Origin of the sequence: Amycolatopsis dendrobii (genome assembly GCF_014145675.1) — a bacterium.
In the GTDB taxonomy this organism is placed as follows: domain Bacteria; phylum Actinomycetota; class Actinomycetes; order Mycobacteriales; family Pseudonocardiaceae; genus Amycolatopsis; species Amycolatopsis dendrobii.
This window is the reverse complement of the sequence record NZ_JACGZW010000016.1, coordinates 1-15,799: the sequence shown is the minus strand read 5'-3', so window position 1 is coordinate 15,799 and position 15,799 is coordinate 1. Positions and strand designations below refer to the sequence as shown.

Genomic DNA, 15,799 nt, shown 5'->3' with positions numbered 1-15,799 from the left:
GGCCTTGTTGGCTGAGCAGATCAGTTCTGCACGGGTCCGCGCGGGCGCAGGCCGTACATGCCGCCGTCCACCGCGAGCGCGGTGCCGGTAGTCGATGCCGAAAGCGGGCTGGCCAGGTACGCGATGGCGTTCGCGACCTCGTCCGCGGTCACCAGCCGCCCCATCGGCTGACGGGCGGCGAGCGCCTCCCGCTCGGCCGACGGGTCCGCGGCGGTGTCGAGCAGCCTGCCGACCCATGGGGTGTCCGCGGTGCCGGGGCACACGCAGTTGACGCGGATCCGGTCCGGCAGGTGGTCGGTGGCCATCGCGAGCGTCAGCGACAGCACCGCGCCCTTCGTCGCCGAGTACAGCGCCCGCGCGGGCAGCCCGGCCCAGGCGGCGATCGAGCAGGTGTTCACGACCGCAGCCGCAGGAGAGTTTTTCAAGTGCGGCAAGGCAGCGCGGGCGGTGCGCACCATGCCGACCACGTTCACGTCGTACGCGCGGTGCCATTCGTCGTCGTCATTCGCCGTGACGTCGCCCTGTGCGCCGATTCCCGCGTTGTTGATCAAGATGTCGAGCCGGCCGAAGCGTTCGGCCACCGCGTCGACAGCGCCGCGAACCTCGGCGTCGGACGTCACGTCGCAGCGGAATCCGGTCAGCGGCTCGGGCACCTCGTCGGTCTTGAGGTCGAGCACAGCCACCTGCGCGCCGCGCTGGGCCAGCAGGCTCGCCGTGGCCAGGCCGATGCCCGAAGCGCCGCCGGTGACCGCGGCGACCAGGCCGTCGAATTCGCTCACTGCGCGTTCTCCGTCCATTCAGGACCGTCCGGGAAGCTGAACCGGCGCAGCGTAGCGTCGTGCATGCGCGCGGAAAAGCCCGGTGCGGTCGGAGCCAGGTAGCGGCCGTCGCGCACGACGGCCGGGTCGGTGAAGTGGTCGTGCAGGTGGTCGACCCATTCGATGGAGCGGTCGCTGTCCGAACCGGACACTGCCACGAAATCGAACATGGACAGATGCCGCACCAGTTCGCACAACCCGACACCGCCGGCGTGCGGACACACCGGGACGCCGAATTTTGCCGCCAGCAACAAGATGGCGAGATTTTCGTTTACGCCGCCCACGCGTGCGGCATCCAACTGCAGCACGTCGATCGCGTTGGCCTGCAGCAATTGCTTGAATACCACACGGTTCTGGACATGCTCGCCGGTCGCGACCTTGATCGGCGCAAGCGCCTTCGCGATCGCCGCGTGGCCAAGAACGTCGTCCGGCGAGGTCGGCTCTTCAATCCAATATGGATCGAATGGCGCCAGCGCGGTCATCCAGGACACCGCCGTCGCGACATCCCAGCGCTGGTTGGCGTCGACCGCGATCCGGATCTCCGCGCCGACGGTCTCGCGGGCCAGCTTCATCCGCCGGACATCGTCCTCGAGATTCCCGCCGACCTTCAGTTTGATCATCTCGAAACCGTCGGCGACGGCTTGTTCGGCCAGCCGCACCAGTTTCGCGTCTGAGTAGCCGAGCCAGCCCGCCGACGTGCTGTACGCGCGGTAGCCCTCGGCTTCGAGCTTGGCGATCCGTTCCGCTTTCCCGGGTTCGGCGGCGCGCAGGATGTCGAGCGCTTCCTGTTCGGTGAGCGCGTCGGAGAGGTACCGGAAGTCCACAAGGGACACCAGCTCTTCCGGTGTCATGCGCGAGGCGAACTTCCACAGTGGAAGCCCGGCACGTCGCGCGGCGAGGTCCCACGCGGCGTTGACGATCGCGCCGATCGCCATGTGTGCCACGCCTTTTTCCGGTCCCAGCCAGCGGAATTGCGAATCACCGACCAAGGCCCGCGAGAGCGCGCCGAGTGCTTCCGCGTCTTCAGGAACATCGCGGCCGACCACATGCGGTGCCAGCGCGCGGATCGCGGCAGCCTGCACGTCGTTGCCGCGGCCGATGGTGAACGCGAGGCCGTAACCGTCCGGTCCCGCGTCGGTGTGCAGTTCGACGTACGCCGCCGAATAGTCCGGATCCGGGTTCATCGCGTCCGAACCGTCGAGGTCGCGCGACGTCGGGAAGCGGACGTCCCGGACCTCCATGGCCACGATTTTCGCCATGTCAGGCCTGCCCGAAGGTCTGGCGCTGCTTGCCGAGGCCGTCGATTTCCAGCTCGACGACATCGCCCGCGCGCAGGTACGGCTTCGGCTCGGGCTGCCCGAGCGCGACGCCCTCCGGGGTGCCGGTGTTGATCAGGTCGCCGGGACGCAGCACCATGAACTGGCTCAGGTAATGGATGATCTCCGCGACGCCGAACACCATGTCCTTTGTGGACGAATCCTGCACCTTCTCGCCGTTGACCCAGGTGCGCAGGCCGAGCGCCTGCGGGTCGGGGATCTCGTCGGCGGTCACCAGCTCCGGGCCGAGCGGGTTGAAGGTCTCGCAGTTCTTGCCCTTGTCCCACTGGCCGCCGCGGTTCAGCTGGAAATCGCGCTCGGAGACGTCGTTGGACACGACGTAACCGGCGACGTGCGCCAGTGCTTGGTCCGCGCTTTCCAGGTAGCGGGCGGTTTTCCCGATGACGACGCCGAGTTCGACCTCCCAGTCGGTGGCCGTGGAACCGCGCGGGACGAGCACCTCGTCGAACGGTCCGACCATCACGTCGGGCGCCTTCATGAACAGAACCGGCTCGGTCGGCACGGCCGCACCGGTTTCCTCGGCGTGGCGGCGGTAATTCATGCCGATGCAGACAATCTTGCCCGGCGCGGCGATCGGCGCGCCGACCCGCAGCCCGGCGCCGTCGGCGACCGGCAACTCCCCGGCTTCGAGCGCCCGCGCGGCCTTGGCCGGCCCGTCGCCGGCGAGGAACGCGCCGTCGATGTCCGGCGTGACCCCGGAGAGGTCGTGGAGGGTGCCGTCACCGGCACGGACGAACGGACGCTCAGCCCCCGCTGCCCCGAGACGCACAAACCGCACGGACGAACCCCTCTCTCGACACCGTTCTCGCGATACATCCGATGTATAGCGCACGGGAGGGCAGGAGATCTAGAGGGAAGCCGGATTTGCTGGGGAAATTGATCCGATCACCGGGCTGCCGGGTGGATAACGGACACTCGTTCTGGCGGGGTGGTCCCGTCACAACGAGGGAGACGGTGCGGCGCGGATGGGGAATGGGGATGCGGCTGGGCCGCGGGAGCGGGCGGGCGGCGACGGGAGCCCGAAGGAACCAAAGGGTTCCTGGGACAGCTCCGACGGGGGAAGCGTGCGGCGCGTTGGCGAGGACGATGTGCGCGAGCCCAGCGACAAGGACTGGCGCGGCCCCCGAGAAGACACGAGCGCGACTGGCGCGCCGGAGATCAGCGCGGACGACGAGTGGTGTTCCGCTGAGCGGGCAGTGCCCTTGCCGGACGGCTCGTGGATGCTCGCGCCGGAAGGCGCCGCTGTCGACTATCCGGCGGACGATCAGGCAGACCTTGATCATTCCGCGGCGAATCACTCCGCCGCAGACCACGTGACGTCGGATCATTCCGGAGCTGCATACTCCGCTGCCGTTCCCTCCGCCGCCGAGCCTGCCTCGCACGCGGGAGCCGCGGCCGAAAATTCCACCGCGGCAAGCACGGAATACCCCGCCACAGAACACTCCGTCACCCTCCCCGAGCACCCCCGTCAGGGCAAGATCCGACGTCTCCTCATTCTCGGCGGCCTCTCCGCCTTCGGGCCCCTCTCCATCGACATGTACCTCCCCGCCCTCCCCCGGATGGCGGGCGACTTCCAAGCCTCCGACACCACCGTCCAGCTCACGCTCACCGCGTTCGTCGTCGGGCTCGCGGCCGGGCAGATCGTCGCTGGACCGTTGTCGGACTCGTTCGGGCGGCGACGGCCGTTGCTGGCCGGGTTGGGGCTGTACATCGCCGGGTCGATCGCGGCGGCGGTGAGTCCGGGCGTCGAACTGCTGATCGCCGCGCGAAGTGTTCAGGCGCTCGGCGCGGCGGCGGGGATCGTGATCGCCCGCGCGGCTGTCCGCGATCTCTACACCGGTACTGCGATGACGAAGTTCTTCTCGCTCTTGCTGCTGGTCAACGGTCTTGCGCCGATTCTCGCTCCGGTGCTCGGCGGGCAGTTGCTCACGTTTACGTCTTGGCGGGGGGTGTTTGTCGTCCTCACCGCGTTCGGGGCGCTGCTGCTCGGCGCGGTCGCGTTCGCGCTGCCGGAACCCTTGCCGGCCGAGCGGCGTCATCCAGCGCGGCTGGGCGGGGTGCTCCGGACGTATTGGCACCTGCTCACCGACCGCACGTTCCTTGGCTATGCGCTCACCGCGGGGCTGAACTTCGCCGCGTTGTTCGCCTACATCTCGGGGTCGTCGTTCGCGTTGCAGGACGTTTACCGGCTGAGTCCGCAGGAGTACAGCGTCGTCTTCGGGCTCAACGGGGTTGGCATCGTGCTCGCCGGGCAGCTCAACGGGTGGCTCGTCGGCCGGTTTCCGGAAAGGACGTTGCTGCGGGCTGGGTTGACGGTGTCGACAGTGGCCGGGTTGGCCACGCTCGCGGCCACAACCATGCGACTGCCGCTGCCTGCGTTGCTGATTCCGTTGCTCCTCATGGTTTCTTGCATCGGAATCATCAGCCCGAACGCCAGTTCGCTCGCGCTCGCGGGGCACGCGCGCACGGCCGGGTCCGCGTCGGCGCTGCTGGGCGTGCTGCAGTTCGCGATCGGCGGGATCGCGACGCCGCTGGTCGGGCTCGGTGGGGCGGGCACGGCGGTTCCGATGACCGCCGTGATGGCGGGGTTCGGGGTGCTCGCCTTGCTGTCGTTCGCGACGCTGGCGGTCAGCCCAGATCAGCGAGATTTCCGCTCCGCAGCTGGTCGTCGGTGACGGCGATGCGTTCGTCGACCAGCTTTTGCAGCGCGTCCCCGTCGTCCCACTGGTTGACGTTCATCGCGGCTGAGACCTCGTTGTCCGGGGTCACCCAGAACGCGGTGAAGTCGTAGGCCGCGAGGTCGCCGCGCACGACGACGCGGTCTCGGTCCAGGACGGGCAGGCCGCGGTATTCGCAGCCGATCGCCGGGCCGCCGCGGTCTGGGTCGTATTGGTCGGAGAAGAAGTACGGGCTGTTCAGGTACGGCTCGTTCGCGCCAAAGAGGTTGGCCGCCACGTGCTCGCCCTGCGTACGCGCTGTCGCCCAGTGCTCGACGCGTACGCGGCGGCCGTAGCGTGGATGGAACTGCGAAGCGATGTCGCCGATCGCGTAAACGTCAGGTGCTGCTGTACGCAGGCCTGCGTCGACGTCGACACCGCCGTCGTCTGCCAGCTCCAGACCGGCGGCGTGCGCCAACTCGACGCTGGGAGCCGCGCCAACTGCGATAAGGACAACCTCGGCGTACAACTCTTCGCCGCTCGACAGGCGGACGCCGGTCGCTGAGGTGTCACCAGTGATCGCTGCTACGCCCTCACCGAGACGCCACTGCACACCGTGTTCTTCGTGCAGGCGATAGAACGCTCCGGCAACCTCGTCGCCCAGAACGTTGGCGAGCGGCAGCTTCTCCGGAGCGACCACAGTCACCTCGGCACCGTGCGTACGCGCGGCAGCGGCGGCCTCAGTGCCAATCCAGCCGGCACCGACGATCAGTACGCGCTTCGCTGTTTCGAAGGCCGCGCGCAGCCGTAGTGCGTCGTCGAGAGTGCGAAGCATGTAGAGACCGGGCAGGTCGCCGCCGGGCACCTTCAGTGTTCGCGGGCGCGAGCCGGTCGCTAAGACGAGACGGTCGTAGCGGTGTTCGCCGCCGGCGTCGTCTAGGACCAAGCGGGCACCTAGTTCGACTCGGGTCGCGGTGGTGCCGGAGAGCAGTTGGATGTCGTGTTCGGTCCAGTAGCTCTCGTCGCGCACCCAGTCGGGTTCGTCGGCGTTGCCGAGCAGCACCGCTTTCGACAACGGCGGCAGCTCGTACGGCCGATGCGTGTCCGCGCCGATCAGCAGGATGTCGCCCTCGTAACCGCGTTCTCGCACTGCCGCTGCCGCAGTGGCGCCGGCCAGGCCCGCTCCGACGACGACGATCTTCCGAGGTTCCGACATGCGTCCTCCTGAGTGCCCGGCGGCGTGCGGTGGCCGACGCTACTCCGGTATCCGGCCGGTCACACCCCGTGGAAAACCGGCCAGTAGGCAATTCGGGTGAACCGGCGTAAGACGCCGCGGCGGCCCGGGTCCCACCCGCGCACGAAGGACACGGGCACTACGTGATCGGAGGGCGAGGGCCGTGACAGCGCGGGACGACAGTGCGGTGCGGAACGAGTGGACGGTCGGCTGCCGGGACCTGGCGGGCAGGCGGCGCGACGTGACGGTGTTCGTGAGCAGCGACGACAAAGTCGTCCTGGTCGCGCCGCCGGGAGAGGCGGCCGTACTGGGGCCGCTGGAGGTCGGGCGGCTGCGCGCGGCCCTGCGCGACGCCGTGGTGGCGACCGCGACGTCGGCGCGACGCACCGGAACCGACTGACAACTACCGTTCCTACTCATGAGTAGGTAGAGTCGGCACCCGCAGACCCCGAAAGGTGCCGGCCATGACCACCTACTTCGTCACGGGCGCGACGGGCTTCCTCGGGAAGCGCCTGGTCGCCCGCTTGCTCTCGCGGCGGGACACGACCGCCGTCCATGTGCTCGTCCGCAACACCTCGCGCGACCGCCTGGCCGCGCTCGCGCGGGACTGGCCGAACGCCGACCGCCTGGTCCCCGCCGTCGGCGACCTCACCGAACCGCTGCTCGGCCTCGACCCGGCCGGCTACGACGGGGTCGGCGGGATCGATCACGTCGTCCACCTCGGCGCGATCTACGACTTCACCGCCGACGACGCGGCGAACCGGGCCGCGAACGTCGAGGGCACCCGGAACCTGCTCGCCTTCGCCGCGGCAGCCGGCGCGGGACTGCTGCACCACGTGTCGTCCATCGCCGTCGCGGGCGATCACGCCGGCCGCTTCACCGAAGCCGATTTCGACCTCGGCCAGTCCTTCAGTTCTCCGTATCACGCCACGAAGTTCGAGGCTGAGAAGCTGGTCCGTGCGCAGTCCGGCGTGCCGTTCCGCGTCTACCGGCCGTCCGCGGTCGTCGGCGATTCGCGCACCGGCGAGATGGACAAGATCGACGGTCCCTATTACTTCCTGCCCGCCATCTCGCGGCTCGCTGCGCTGCCGAAGCAGGTGCCGCTCGTCGCGCCCGACTTCGGAGCCACCAACCTCGTCCCGGTCGACTACGTCGTCGCCGCGATGGATAACCTCATGCACCGCGAAGCGCCTTCAGGCAGTACGTATCACCTCGCTTCACCGCGACCGCAGAAGCTGCACGAGGTCTACAACGCCTTCGCCCGCGTTGCCGGAGCGCCGCGCGTACGCACGACGGTGCCGTCAGGTCTGCTTCGCAGCACAGCATCCCGCCTCGCGACCGCTGTCGACCGCCTGCCGACTGGACGGGCGACGCGGGCCGCAGTGTTGACCGAGTTGGGAATCCCGCTCGAAGTGCTCCCCCACCTGAACATGGAGGTGGAGTTCGACACCGCGCGCACCACTTCGGAGCTGTACGGCAGCGGCGTCCACCTTCCCGAGCTTCGCGACTACGCCGAACCGCTCTACCGCTACTGGCGCGCGCATCTTGACCCGGACCACGCTCGTCGCCCAGGACTCGAAGGGCGCGTTGTCCTCATTACCGGTGCGTCGTCCGGCATTGGCCGCGCGAGCGCGCTCGCTGTCGCGCGTCGCGGCGCGAAGGTGCTTCTCGTCGCGCGCCGCGTCGAAGAACTCGAAGACGTGCGTAGCGAGATCACCGCAGCAGGCGGCGAAGCAGCGACGTACCCGTGCGACCTCACAGATGGCGACGCGGTCGACGGTCTCGTGAAGGCAGTCCTAGCCGACCACGGCGCAGTGGACGTCTTAGTGAACAACGCAGGACGCTCCATCCGGCGCTCGGTACAGCTGTCGACGGAACGCTTCCACGACTACGAACGCACCATGGCCATCAACTACTTCGGCCCGGTGCGGTTGATCCTCGGCCTGCTGCCGTCGATGACCGAACGCCGGTTCGGCCACATCGTCAACGTCACCACGCAAGGCCTGCAGACCGACACCCCGCGGTTTTCCGCTTACCTGGCTTCGAAAGCCGCGCTCGAGGAGTTCAGCCTGACCGCCGGGCGCGAGACGCTGTCCGACGGCGTCACGTTCTCCTCGGTCCGGATGCCGCTGGTGCGCACGGACATGATCGCGCCGACCGGGTCGTACCGCGGATTGCCCGCGAGCTCGCCGGAACGCGCGGCGGCGCTGGTGGTGAAAGCGATCGAGCGACGGCCGCAGATCCTGAGCCTGCCCGAGGGCCGAGCCGCGGAACTGGCCTCGCTGGCAGCGCCGGACCTCGCCCGCTTCGCGGCGCATCTCGTGTACCGGGTGATGCCGGAATCCGCGCCGGAAGCCAGGAAACTGCCCCGGCAACCCGCTCCGGCGGCCGTCGCGGCGACGCTCACCAGGATGTTCTGGCGGCGGAAGGCCTGAGGACGTCGTGAGTGTTCGTGCCGGTTCTGACCGGCATGAACACTCACGAGTCCACCAGCATGTCGTCGGGTGACCCGCTCGCCAACCCGGCCAGCACCTCCAACGCACTCGCCAACGTCTTCTCGGCAGGCGCGGACACCGCGATCCGCACCGCGTTCGGCGCGTGTCCTGGCACCACCGAAAACGCTGCCGCCGGCGACAACGCGATCCCCCGGCGAGCGGCGGCGGCCACGAAGGTCTCGGCCCGCCACTGGTCCGGCAGCACCCACCACCGGTGATAGGCCGAGGCGTCGCCGTACACCTGGAAACCCGCCAGCCGCTCGGCGACGATCCTCGCTCGCGCCGCGGCATCCGCGCGTTTCGCTGCTTCGACCTCGGCGAGCACGCCACCGGTGATCCACCGCCGCGCCGCCTCTACGGAGAACCGCGACGCCGACCAGCCGCCGGACCGGATCGCGCTCGCCAGCCGCGCGACCCACGGCGGCGGCACCACGAGAAATCCGGCGGTGAGCCCGGGCGCGACGCGTTTCGACAGGCTGTCCACGAAAACCGTCCGCTCCGGCATCAGCGCGGCGAGCGGTTCGGTGTCCGGGTGGAGGAAGGTGTAGATGCCGTCCTCGATCACCGGCAGGTCCAGCCCGCGGACGGTCTCGGCCAGTTCGGCGCGGCGCTGCGGCGGCATCGTGGTGCCGAGCGGATTGTGCAGGGTCGGCTGGACGTACAGCGCCCGCACCGGAGCGCTCGCCGCGAGCGCGGCCGGGACCAGGCCGTACGCGTCGGTTTCGATCGGCACCAGCTCGATGCCGAGCCGGGTCGCCGCGGCCTTGACCACCGGATACGTCAGGGATTCGACTGCCAGCCGCTCGCCGGTCGGCACGAACGCGGCGAGGGCGGCCGCGATGCCCTGCCGCCCGTTTCCCGCGACCAGCACCGATTCCGGGTCCGGCGTCCAAGACCCGCGAGCGAGCATCGCGACTGCCGCCTCGCGAACCGCTTTGGTGCCGGCCGCGCCGAGCGGATGCAGTGCGTCGGTGAAGACGTCCGCGCGCAGCACGGGTTCGAGCGCCTGCGCCAGTTTGGCCGATTGGGTTGGCAGCACGGCGAAGTTGAGTTCGAGGTCGACGCGCGCGTCGCCGGGTTCGGAAAGCGCCGGTTCGGGACCAGGCTTGGCCGCGCGCACGAAGGTGCCCCGGCCGACCTCGCCGATAGCCAGGCCGCGGCGGACGAGTTCGCCGTACACGCGGGCCGCGGTGGAGCCCGCGATGCCGCGGTCGCGCGCGAACCGGCGCTGCGGCGGCAGCCGGTCGCCGGGCCGCAGCCGGCCGGCTTCGATGTCGGCGGCGAGTTCGTCCGCGACGACGCGGTAGTCGTCCATCCCACCCTCGCTCTGCCGGGATTCTCCCGGACGCATCATGGCACCGGCCGGTCACTGTTCGCTAATGCGACCCGCGGAACTCCCCGGACGGGGGTCACTAGGTTAGCCTTACCTGTGTGGCACTGACGAGCGAAGACACCCGACTGCACGCCGAGGACCTGACGCTGGCCTACGACGGCCGCACGGTCGCCGAACGGCTCGGCGTGGTCATCCCGGACAAGTCGTTCACAGTCATCGTCGGCCCCAACGCCTGCGGCAAGACCACGCTGCTGCGCGCGCTCGCCAGGATGCTGAAGCCGCGCGCGGGCTCGGTCTACCTGGACGGCGAGGTGATCTCCAGCTACGGCGCGAAGGAGGTCGCGCGGCGGCTCGGCCTGCTGCCGCAGAGCTCGATCGCGCCGGACGGGATCACCGTGTCCGACCTCGTCGCGCGCGGCCGGTACCCGCACCAGAAACTGCTGCGCCAATGGTCCCGCGAGGACGCGGCAGTGGTCGCCGATTCGATGCGCGCGACCGGCGTCGACGACCTCGCCGAGCGGATGGTGGACGAACTGTCCGGCGGGCAGCGCCAGCGCGTCTGGATGGCGATGGCGCTGGCCCAGCAGACCGATCTGCTGCTGCTCGACGAGCCCACGACGTACCTGGACATCGCGCACCAGCTCGACATCCTCGACCTCTGCGCGACCCTGCACAGCGAACAGGGCCGCACGCTGGTCGCGGTGCTGCACGACCTCAACCACGCGGCCCGGTACGCGACGCACCTGATCGCGATGCGCGACGGGAAGGTGCTGGCCACCGGGACGCCGGAGGAGGTCGTGACGGCGGAGAACGTCGAGCGGATCTTCGAGCTGCCGTGCCGGGTGATGGAGTGCCCGGAGAGCGGGAGCCCGATGGTGATCCCGAAGGTCAGCCGCCGGGCCGCCTGAATCAACGGCGGGTCATGAACGACCGCCACACGTCTGCGGGGACCGACGAACCCGTCACCTTCTTGCCCGCCGCGTCGAGCAGTTTGCGGTTGTCATCGGTGCCGAGCCACACCGCCGTCGCCAGCTGTGGCGTGTAGCCGACTGCCCAGGCGTCCTGGTTGTCGCGCGAGTTGCCGCGCTCGAACTCGCCCGTGCGCAAAGCCGCCGCGCGACCGTCCGGCAACGTCGTCCGCAGCACGGCAGTCACGTCCTGCGCGACCTGCTCCGGAACGGCGGAGACCGGCTGGTTTTCGTGCTGCCACACGACTTTCCCGGACCGGTCGAGCACCTTGTCCACCAAGTGCACCGGCGCGTGCCTTCCGTTGGCGGCGTAGGTCGCGTACGCACCGGCGACGTCGAGCGGCCGCATCGGGTACCGGCCGACGACGATGCCCGAGCCGATCGTGGCGCCGTCCTGTTCGCGCATGGTCGGCGTGCCGTCCGCCTCGTCCGGGATTCCCGCCGCCCGGGCCGCCGCGCTCACCTCGTCGACGCCGATCTTCTTCGAGACCACGATGAACGGCGTGTCCGCCCCGGACGTCAAGGCGCTGCGCAAAGTGCACGGCTGCGGGCACTTCGGCGGATAGTCGAACTTCTCGCCGAGGTACTGAATGTCCCGGGGAGCAGCCACTTTCTCGTCCAGCGACATCCCGTTCTTCAAGCCGGCCGCCGCGGTGAACGGGTAGAACGCGGAGCCGAGCGCGTGGCCGGTTGCCGCATAATCCCGGACGCCGTTGTTGCCGCCGTCGTAGGCGCGCACCGCGCCGTTCGTCGGATCGACGGCTACCAGCGCGCCGCGAAACTCCGCTGGTTCGCCTTTCAACCGGTCGCTCAGCGCGGCGTGCGCGGCGTTCTGCAACCCTGGGTCCAGCGTGGTCTGGACGGTCAGATTTCCTTGCTGCAACCGGGAAAGCGAGAACCCGGCCGTCTCCAGTTCGGCGAGCACGCGCTGTTTCAGGTGGTACTGGTCGTAGTTCAGGCTCACCCGCGTCTCGGCGGGCGGCTTGATCTCCGCGCCCGGGTAAGCCATGCCGTCGGCGTTCTTCAGGTAGCCGCGCTCGACCAGCTTGTCGCGCACGTACCGCCAGCGTTTCGCCGCGTGGTCGTCGCCGGACACCGCCGGATCGTGCACCGACGGCGACTGGATCATCCCGGCCAGGAACGCGGCTTCGCTCCAGGTGATGCTGTTGTCGAGCGGACGGCCGAAGAACGCGTTCATCGCCGCCGCCGGGCCGAAAGTGTTGCGGCCGAAGGAGATGATGTTGACGTAGCTCTCGAAGATCTGCTCCTTGCTCTGCTCCTGGGTGATCTTCGTGGCGAGCACGAGTTCCTGCATTTTCCGCGACAGCGTCGAATCCTCGTCGCCGGTCGACTTCTTGATGTACTGCTGGGTGATCCCGGACCCGCCGCCGACGCCGGTCAGGAACGCGCGGCCGATCCCGGTCGGGTCGAAGCCGGAGTTGGCCCAGAAGGTCGGGTCCTCGGTGGCGACGATGGCGTCGCGCAGCTTCTGCGGGATCTGGTCGAACGGCACGAACCGCCGGTCGCCCTCCGGCGGCACGACGCGCAGCAGTTCGCTGCCGTCGGCGTACTTCAGCGTCACGGTCTTGCCGAGCGAGGCGAGGACGTCCTGCGGGCTGCGGACGTCCAGCAGCAGGTAGGCGATCCAGAACGCGATCAGCGGCACGCCGATCGCGAACCCGGTCAGGTAGTAGGCGCCCTTGCGGATACGGCGCCACTTGCGACGGGCAACAGCGGATTGGTCACTCTCCGAGGCTGGCTCCACGAATGAAGGACGACTGAACCAGTGACAAGGTTCTGTCTACCCGGTGAATTGATCACGAGAGGAACGCGCGGAGCAACGACGCTGTGCCCTCGATGTGCTCAGCCATCGCCTGCCGCGCGGCCACCGGATCGCCGGCCAGGATCGCGTCGACGATCGCCTCGTGCTGCGCGTTCGAATGCTCCAGATTGGGTTCGAGCAGCGGAATCCGGTCGAGCAGCTGGTTGACCCGCGTCCGCGCGTCGGCGACCGTGCTGGTCAGCGACGCCGACGCGGTGACCTCGGCGATCGCCAGGTGCAGCCGCGAATCCTTGCGCCGGTAATCGGCGAGACTGGCTGCCGACGCTTCCGCGAGCGTGCCGGTCAGATGTTGCCGGTCCGCCGGGCTCAACGTGCGCGCCGCGGCCGCCTCCGCGGCACCGGTCTCCAGCACATGCCGCAGGCACAACGCGTCTTCCAGCCCGGCCGCGTCCACCTCGCCGACCGCGCGTTCCGCAGGCTCCGGCAGTTTCTCGTTCACGAACGTGCCGCCGTACCGTCCGCGCCGGGACTCGACGTACCCCGCGTCGGCCAGCGCGCGAATCGCCTCCCGCAGCGTCACCCGGCTGACGCCGAGCCGTTCCGCCAGCTCGCGTTCAGAGGGCAACCGGTCCCCCGCGCCGACGACCCCGAGCCGAATCGCCTGCAACAACCGCTCGACGGTCTCCTCGAAGGCGTTCCCGGCACGCACCGGCCGGAACAGGGCCGCGTTCGCGCTCACCACCGAGGTCGACTCCACCTGTCCGATTCTATGCTGCCGGATTGCAGAGAACTCTTTGCAAAGCTTTCTCTGCGGTCTACTGTACGGAACATGTCCGACGAACGCCGCGCGCGCCAGATCGACGCCCGCACCCTGCGCGCGCTGGCGCATCCGCTGCGCATGGAACTGCTCGACCTGCTGACTGTCGACGGCCCGGCCACCGCGACCGGGCTCGGCAAGCGCGTCGGCGAGAGCTCCGGCACCACCTCGTGGCACCTGCGCCAGCTCGCGGACGCCGGACTGGTCGCCGAAGACACCAGCCGGGGCTCGAAACGCGAACGCTGGTGGAAGGCGGCGCAGGAATCGACCCGGATGCGCGCGGCCGACTTCGTCGACGACCCGGAAATGGCCGGGCCGCTCATGGCTTTCCTGCACCAGCACGTGGACATCCGCTACCGCGAGCAAGCGCGATTCGTCTCGGAGCTGCCGCGCTGGGCGGGCGAATGGCAGGACAGCTCGACGCTGAGCAGCACCCGGATGCCGCTCACCCCGGGCGAATCCCAGCAGCTGATCGAAGAAATCGAAGCGGTGATCGAGCGCTACCGCCGCCCGGCCCGTCCCGGCGACGAAACGGTGATCACGCAATGGGCGGCGTTCCCGCACGCGACCGCCGCGTCCGAAGGCCAGGGGGAATCCTGATGGAACCGTTCCTGCACGCACTCGCCGCGGCCCGGCAGGACGAATTGCTCGCCGCCGCCGTCCGCAATCCGCCCCGGACGCCCGCCCGGCAACGACTCGGCTGGTGGCTCATGGAACTGGGCCTTCGCCTCGCCACCCCGAAACGCCGTGAAGGACTCCTCGAAGGAATCTGATTCCCTCAAGGAGTCCTTCACGGACCGAAAATCAGCACTCGATGACGTTCACCGCGAGTCCGCCGCGCGCGGTCTCCTTGTACTTCACCGACATGTCCGCGCCGGTTTCGCGCATCGTCTTGATCGCCTTGTCCAGCGTCACCACGTGGCTTCCGTCGCCGCGCATCGCCATGCGCGCGGCGTGGATCGCCTTGGACGCGCCGACGGCGTTGCGCTCGATGCACGGGATCTGCACCAGCCCGCCCACCGGGTCGCACGTCAAGCCGAGGTGGTGCTCCACGCCGATCTCGGCCGCGTTCTCGACCTGAGCCGGCGAGCCGCCCAGCACCTCGGTCAACCCGGCGGCCGCCATCGCCGAGGCCGAGCCGACCTCGCCTTGGCAACCGACCTCGGCGCCCGAGATCGATCCGGTCTGCTTGAGGATCGAGCCGATCGCACCGGCAGTCAGCAGGAAGGTGACGATGCCGTCGTCCGACGCCCCGCGCACGAACCGTTGGTAGTAGTGCAAAACTGCTGGAATGATGCCTGCCGCGCCATTGGTGGGGGCAGTGACGACGCGTCCGCCCGCGGCGTTTTCCTCGTTGACCGCGAGCGCGTACAGACTGACCCAGTCCATCGCGTACAACGGATCGTCCGCGCCGTCTTCGGCGAGCAGCTTGTCATGCAACGACTTCGCCCGCCGAGGCACCTTCAGGCCGCCCGGCAGCACACCCTCGTGCGTGTACCCGTTCCGCACGCACTCGGCCATGACCTGCCAGATCTGCAACAGCCCGTCCCGAATCTCCTCGCGACTGCGCCAGGAGAGCTCGTTCCGCAGCATGATCTCGCTGACCGGCAGCCCGGTGTCCGCGCAGTGCTTCAGCAGATCCGCCCCGGTACGGAACGGATACGGCACCGGCGTGGAATCCTCCACGAACACCGTGTCGGTCTCGTACGACTCGTCCCGGACGAAGCCGCCGCCGACCGAGTAGTACGTCCGTTCCCGCACCAGCGCGCCGTCGGAAGCGAACGCCCGGAACACCATCCCGTTGGGATGCGCGGGCAGCGACTTGCGCCGGTGCATCGTCAGGTCGGTGTCCTCGGCGAACGCCACCGAGTGCGTTCCGCCGACAGCCAGCCGCCCGGACTCCCGGATCGCCGCCACCTTGGCGGGCACCGTGTCGGTGTCGATTTCCTCCGGCCGCTCGCCGGAAAGCCCGAGCAGCACCGCTTTGTCGCTGCCGTGCCCGAAACCGGTCGCGCCGAGGGAGCCGAACAGCTCGGCCTGCACTCGCGCGACCGTTTCCAGCACGCCGTCCTCGACCAGACCGTCCACAAAGGTCTTGGCCGCCCGCATCGGGCCGACCGTGTGCGAACTCGACGGCCCGATGCCGATCGAAAACAGGTCGAAGACGCTGATCGCCATTGATCCGCCCCTTCTCTTAGTTCCTCGCCAGCACGCTGCTGGCTTCTTGGGCTGCCGGTCCTTCGGCGGTGAGGTGGGCGAGGTTTTCCGGCAGTTCCTCGCCGCGGTGGGCCTTGGTCTGGGCGTACAACCGGCCCGCGCGGTAGGACGAGCGGACCAGCGGACCGGCCATCACACCC

14 protein-coding genes and 1 pseudogene are annotated in these 15,799 nt (G+C 69.1%); 6 read left to right on the top strand and 9 right to left on the bottom strand.

The window, feature by feature from the left end:
• Nucleotides 1-20: 20 nt before the first annotated feature.
• The 3 genes from H4281_RS37260 to H4281_RS37250 are packed head-to-tail and all read right to left on the bottom strand — an operon-like array spanning nt 21 to nt 2,933.
• Nucleotides 21-779 (bottom strand): SDR family NAD(P)-dependent oxidoreductase, encoded by a 759-nt coding sequence (locus H4281_RS37260; RefSeq protein WP_182895567.1) that lies wholly within the window; start codon nt 777-779, stop codon nt 21-23.
• Complete coding sequence (locus H4281_RS37255) at nt 776-2,077, bottom strand: enolase C-terminal domain-like protein (protein WP_182895566.1); 1,302 nt, start codon at nt 2,075-2,077, stop codon at nt 776-778. Before H4281_RS37255 ends, H4281_RS37260 begins: the two co-directional genes overlap by 4 nt.
• Nucleotide 2,078: 1 nt before the next feature.
• Nucleotides 2,079-2,933, bottom strand: coding sequence for a fumarylacetoacetate hydrolase family protein (locus tag H4281_RS37250; RefSeq protein WP_182895565.1), 855 nt, complete (start codon nt 2,931-2,933; stop codon nt 2,079-2,081).
• Nucleotides 2,934-3,633: 700 nt separating this feature from the next.
• Here H4281_RS37250 and H4281_RS37245 point away from each other — a divergent pair.
• Nucleotides 3,634-4,830, top strand: coding sequence for a multidrug effflux MFS transporter (locus H4281_RS37245; protein ID WP_182895703.1), 1,197 nt, complete (start codon nt 3,634-3,636; stop codon nt 4,828-4,830).
• Here H4281_RS37245 and H4281_RS37240 read toward each other — a convergent pair.
• Nucleotides 4,784-6,028 carry an NAD(P)/FAD-dependent oxidoreductase gene (locus H4281_RS37240; RefSeq protein ID WP_182895564.1) on the bottom strand — a complete coding sequence of 415 codons (1,245 nt, stop codon included), beginning with the start codon at nt 6,026-6,028 and terminating at the stop codon, nt 4,784-4,786. The genes H4281_RS37245 and H4281_RS37240 overlap by 47 nt on opposite strands.
• A gap of 181 nt (nt 6,029-6,209) precedes the next feature.
• Here H4281_RS37240 and H4281_RS37235 point away from each other — a divergent pair, with 181 nt between their 5' ends.
• A complete protein-coding gene (locus tag H4281_RS37235; RefSeq protein ID WP_037810157.1) occupies nt 6,210-6,446 on the top strand; it encodes a hypothetical protein in 237 nt (78 codons plus the stop codon).
• 64 nt (nt 6,447-6,510) lie between these two features.
• Nucleotides 6,511-8,481, top strand: coding sequence for an SDR family oxidoreductase (locus tag H4281_RS37230; protein ID WP_182895563.1), 1,971 nt, complete (start codon nt 6,511-6,513; stop codon nt 8,479-8,481).
• A gap of 43 nt (nt 8,482-8,524) precedes the next feature.
• Here H4281_RS37230 and H4281_RS37225 read toward each other — a convergent pair whose 3' ends face one another.
• On the bottom strand, nt 8,525-9,856 hold the full coding sequence (locus tag H4281_RS37225) for an aminotransferase-like domain-containing protein (protein WP_182895562.1): 1,332 nt from the start codon (nt 9,854-9,856) through the stop codon (nt 8,525-8,527).
• Between the two features lie 116 nt (nt 9,857-9,972).
• Here H4281_RS37225 and H4281_RS37220 point away from each other — a divergent pair, with 116 nt between their 5' ends.
• Nucleotides 9,973-10,782: an ABC transporter ATP-binding protein gene (locus H4281_RS37220; RefSeq protein ID WP_182895561.1), complete on the top strand. Its 810-nt coding sequence runs from the start codon at nt 9,973-9,975 to the stop codon at nt 10,780-10,782.
• Between the two features lies 1 nt (nt 10,783).
• Here the strand turns inward: H4281_RS37220 and H4281_RS37215 are convergent, their stop codons facing one another.
• Both H4281_RS37215 and H4281_RS37210 read right to left on the bottom strand, forming a co-directional pair.
• Nucleotides 10,784-12,607: a transglycosylase domain-containing protein gene (locus H4281_RS37215; protein ID WP_182895560.1), complete on the bottom strand. Its 1,824-nt coding sequence runs from the start codon at nt 12,605-12,607 to the stop codon at nt 10,784-10,786.
• A 52-nt stretch (nt 12,608-12,659) separates the two neighbouring features.
• Complete coding sequence (locus H4281_RS37210; protein ID WP_037810150.1) at nt 12,660-13,382, bottom strand: FadR/GntR family transcriptional regulator; 723 nt, start codon at nt 13,380-13,382, stop codon at nt 12,660-12,662.
• A gap of 72 nt (nt 13,383-13,454) precedes the next feature.
• On the opposite strand from H4281_RS37210, the gene H4281_RS37205 reads away from it, so the two are divergent.
• Nucleotides 13,455-14,042 (top strand): ArsR/SmtB family transcription factor, encoded by a 588-nt coding sequence (locus H4281_RS37205; RefSeq protein ID WP_182895559.1) that lies wholly within the window; start codon nt 13,455-13,457, stop codon nt 14,040-14,042.
• Entirely contained in the window at nt 14,042-14,215 is a 174-nt protein-coding gene (locus tag H4281_RS37200; protein WP_182895558.1) for a hypothetical protein, read from the top strand. The genes H4281_RS37205 and H4281_RS37200 overlap by 1 nt, the downstream gene beginning before the upstream one ends.
• A 31-nt stretch (nt 14,216-14,246) precedes the next feature.
• Here H4281_RS37200 and H4281_RS37195 read toward each other — a convergent pair whose 3' ends face one another.
• On the bottom strand, nt 14,247-15,620 hold the full coding sequence (locus tag H4281_RS37195) for an L-serine ammonia-lyase (RefSeq protein ID WP_182895557.1): 1,374 nt from the start codon (nt 15,618-15,620) through the stop codon (nt 14,247-14,249).
• 16 nt (nt 15,621-15,636) lie between these two features.
• Nucleotides 15,637-15,799: pseudogene (locus H4281_RS37190) on the bottom strand (lipoyl synthase); the annotation flags it as partial.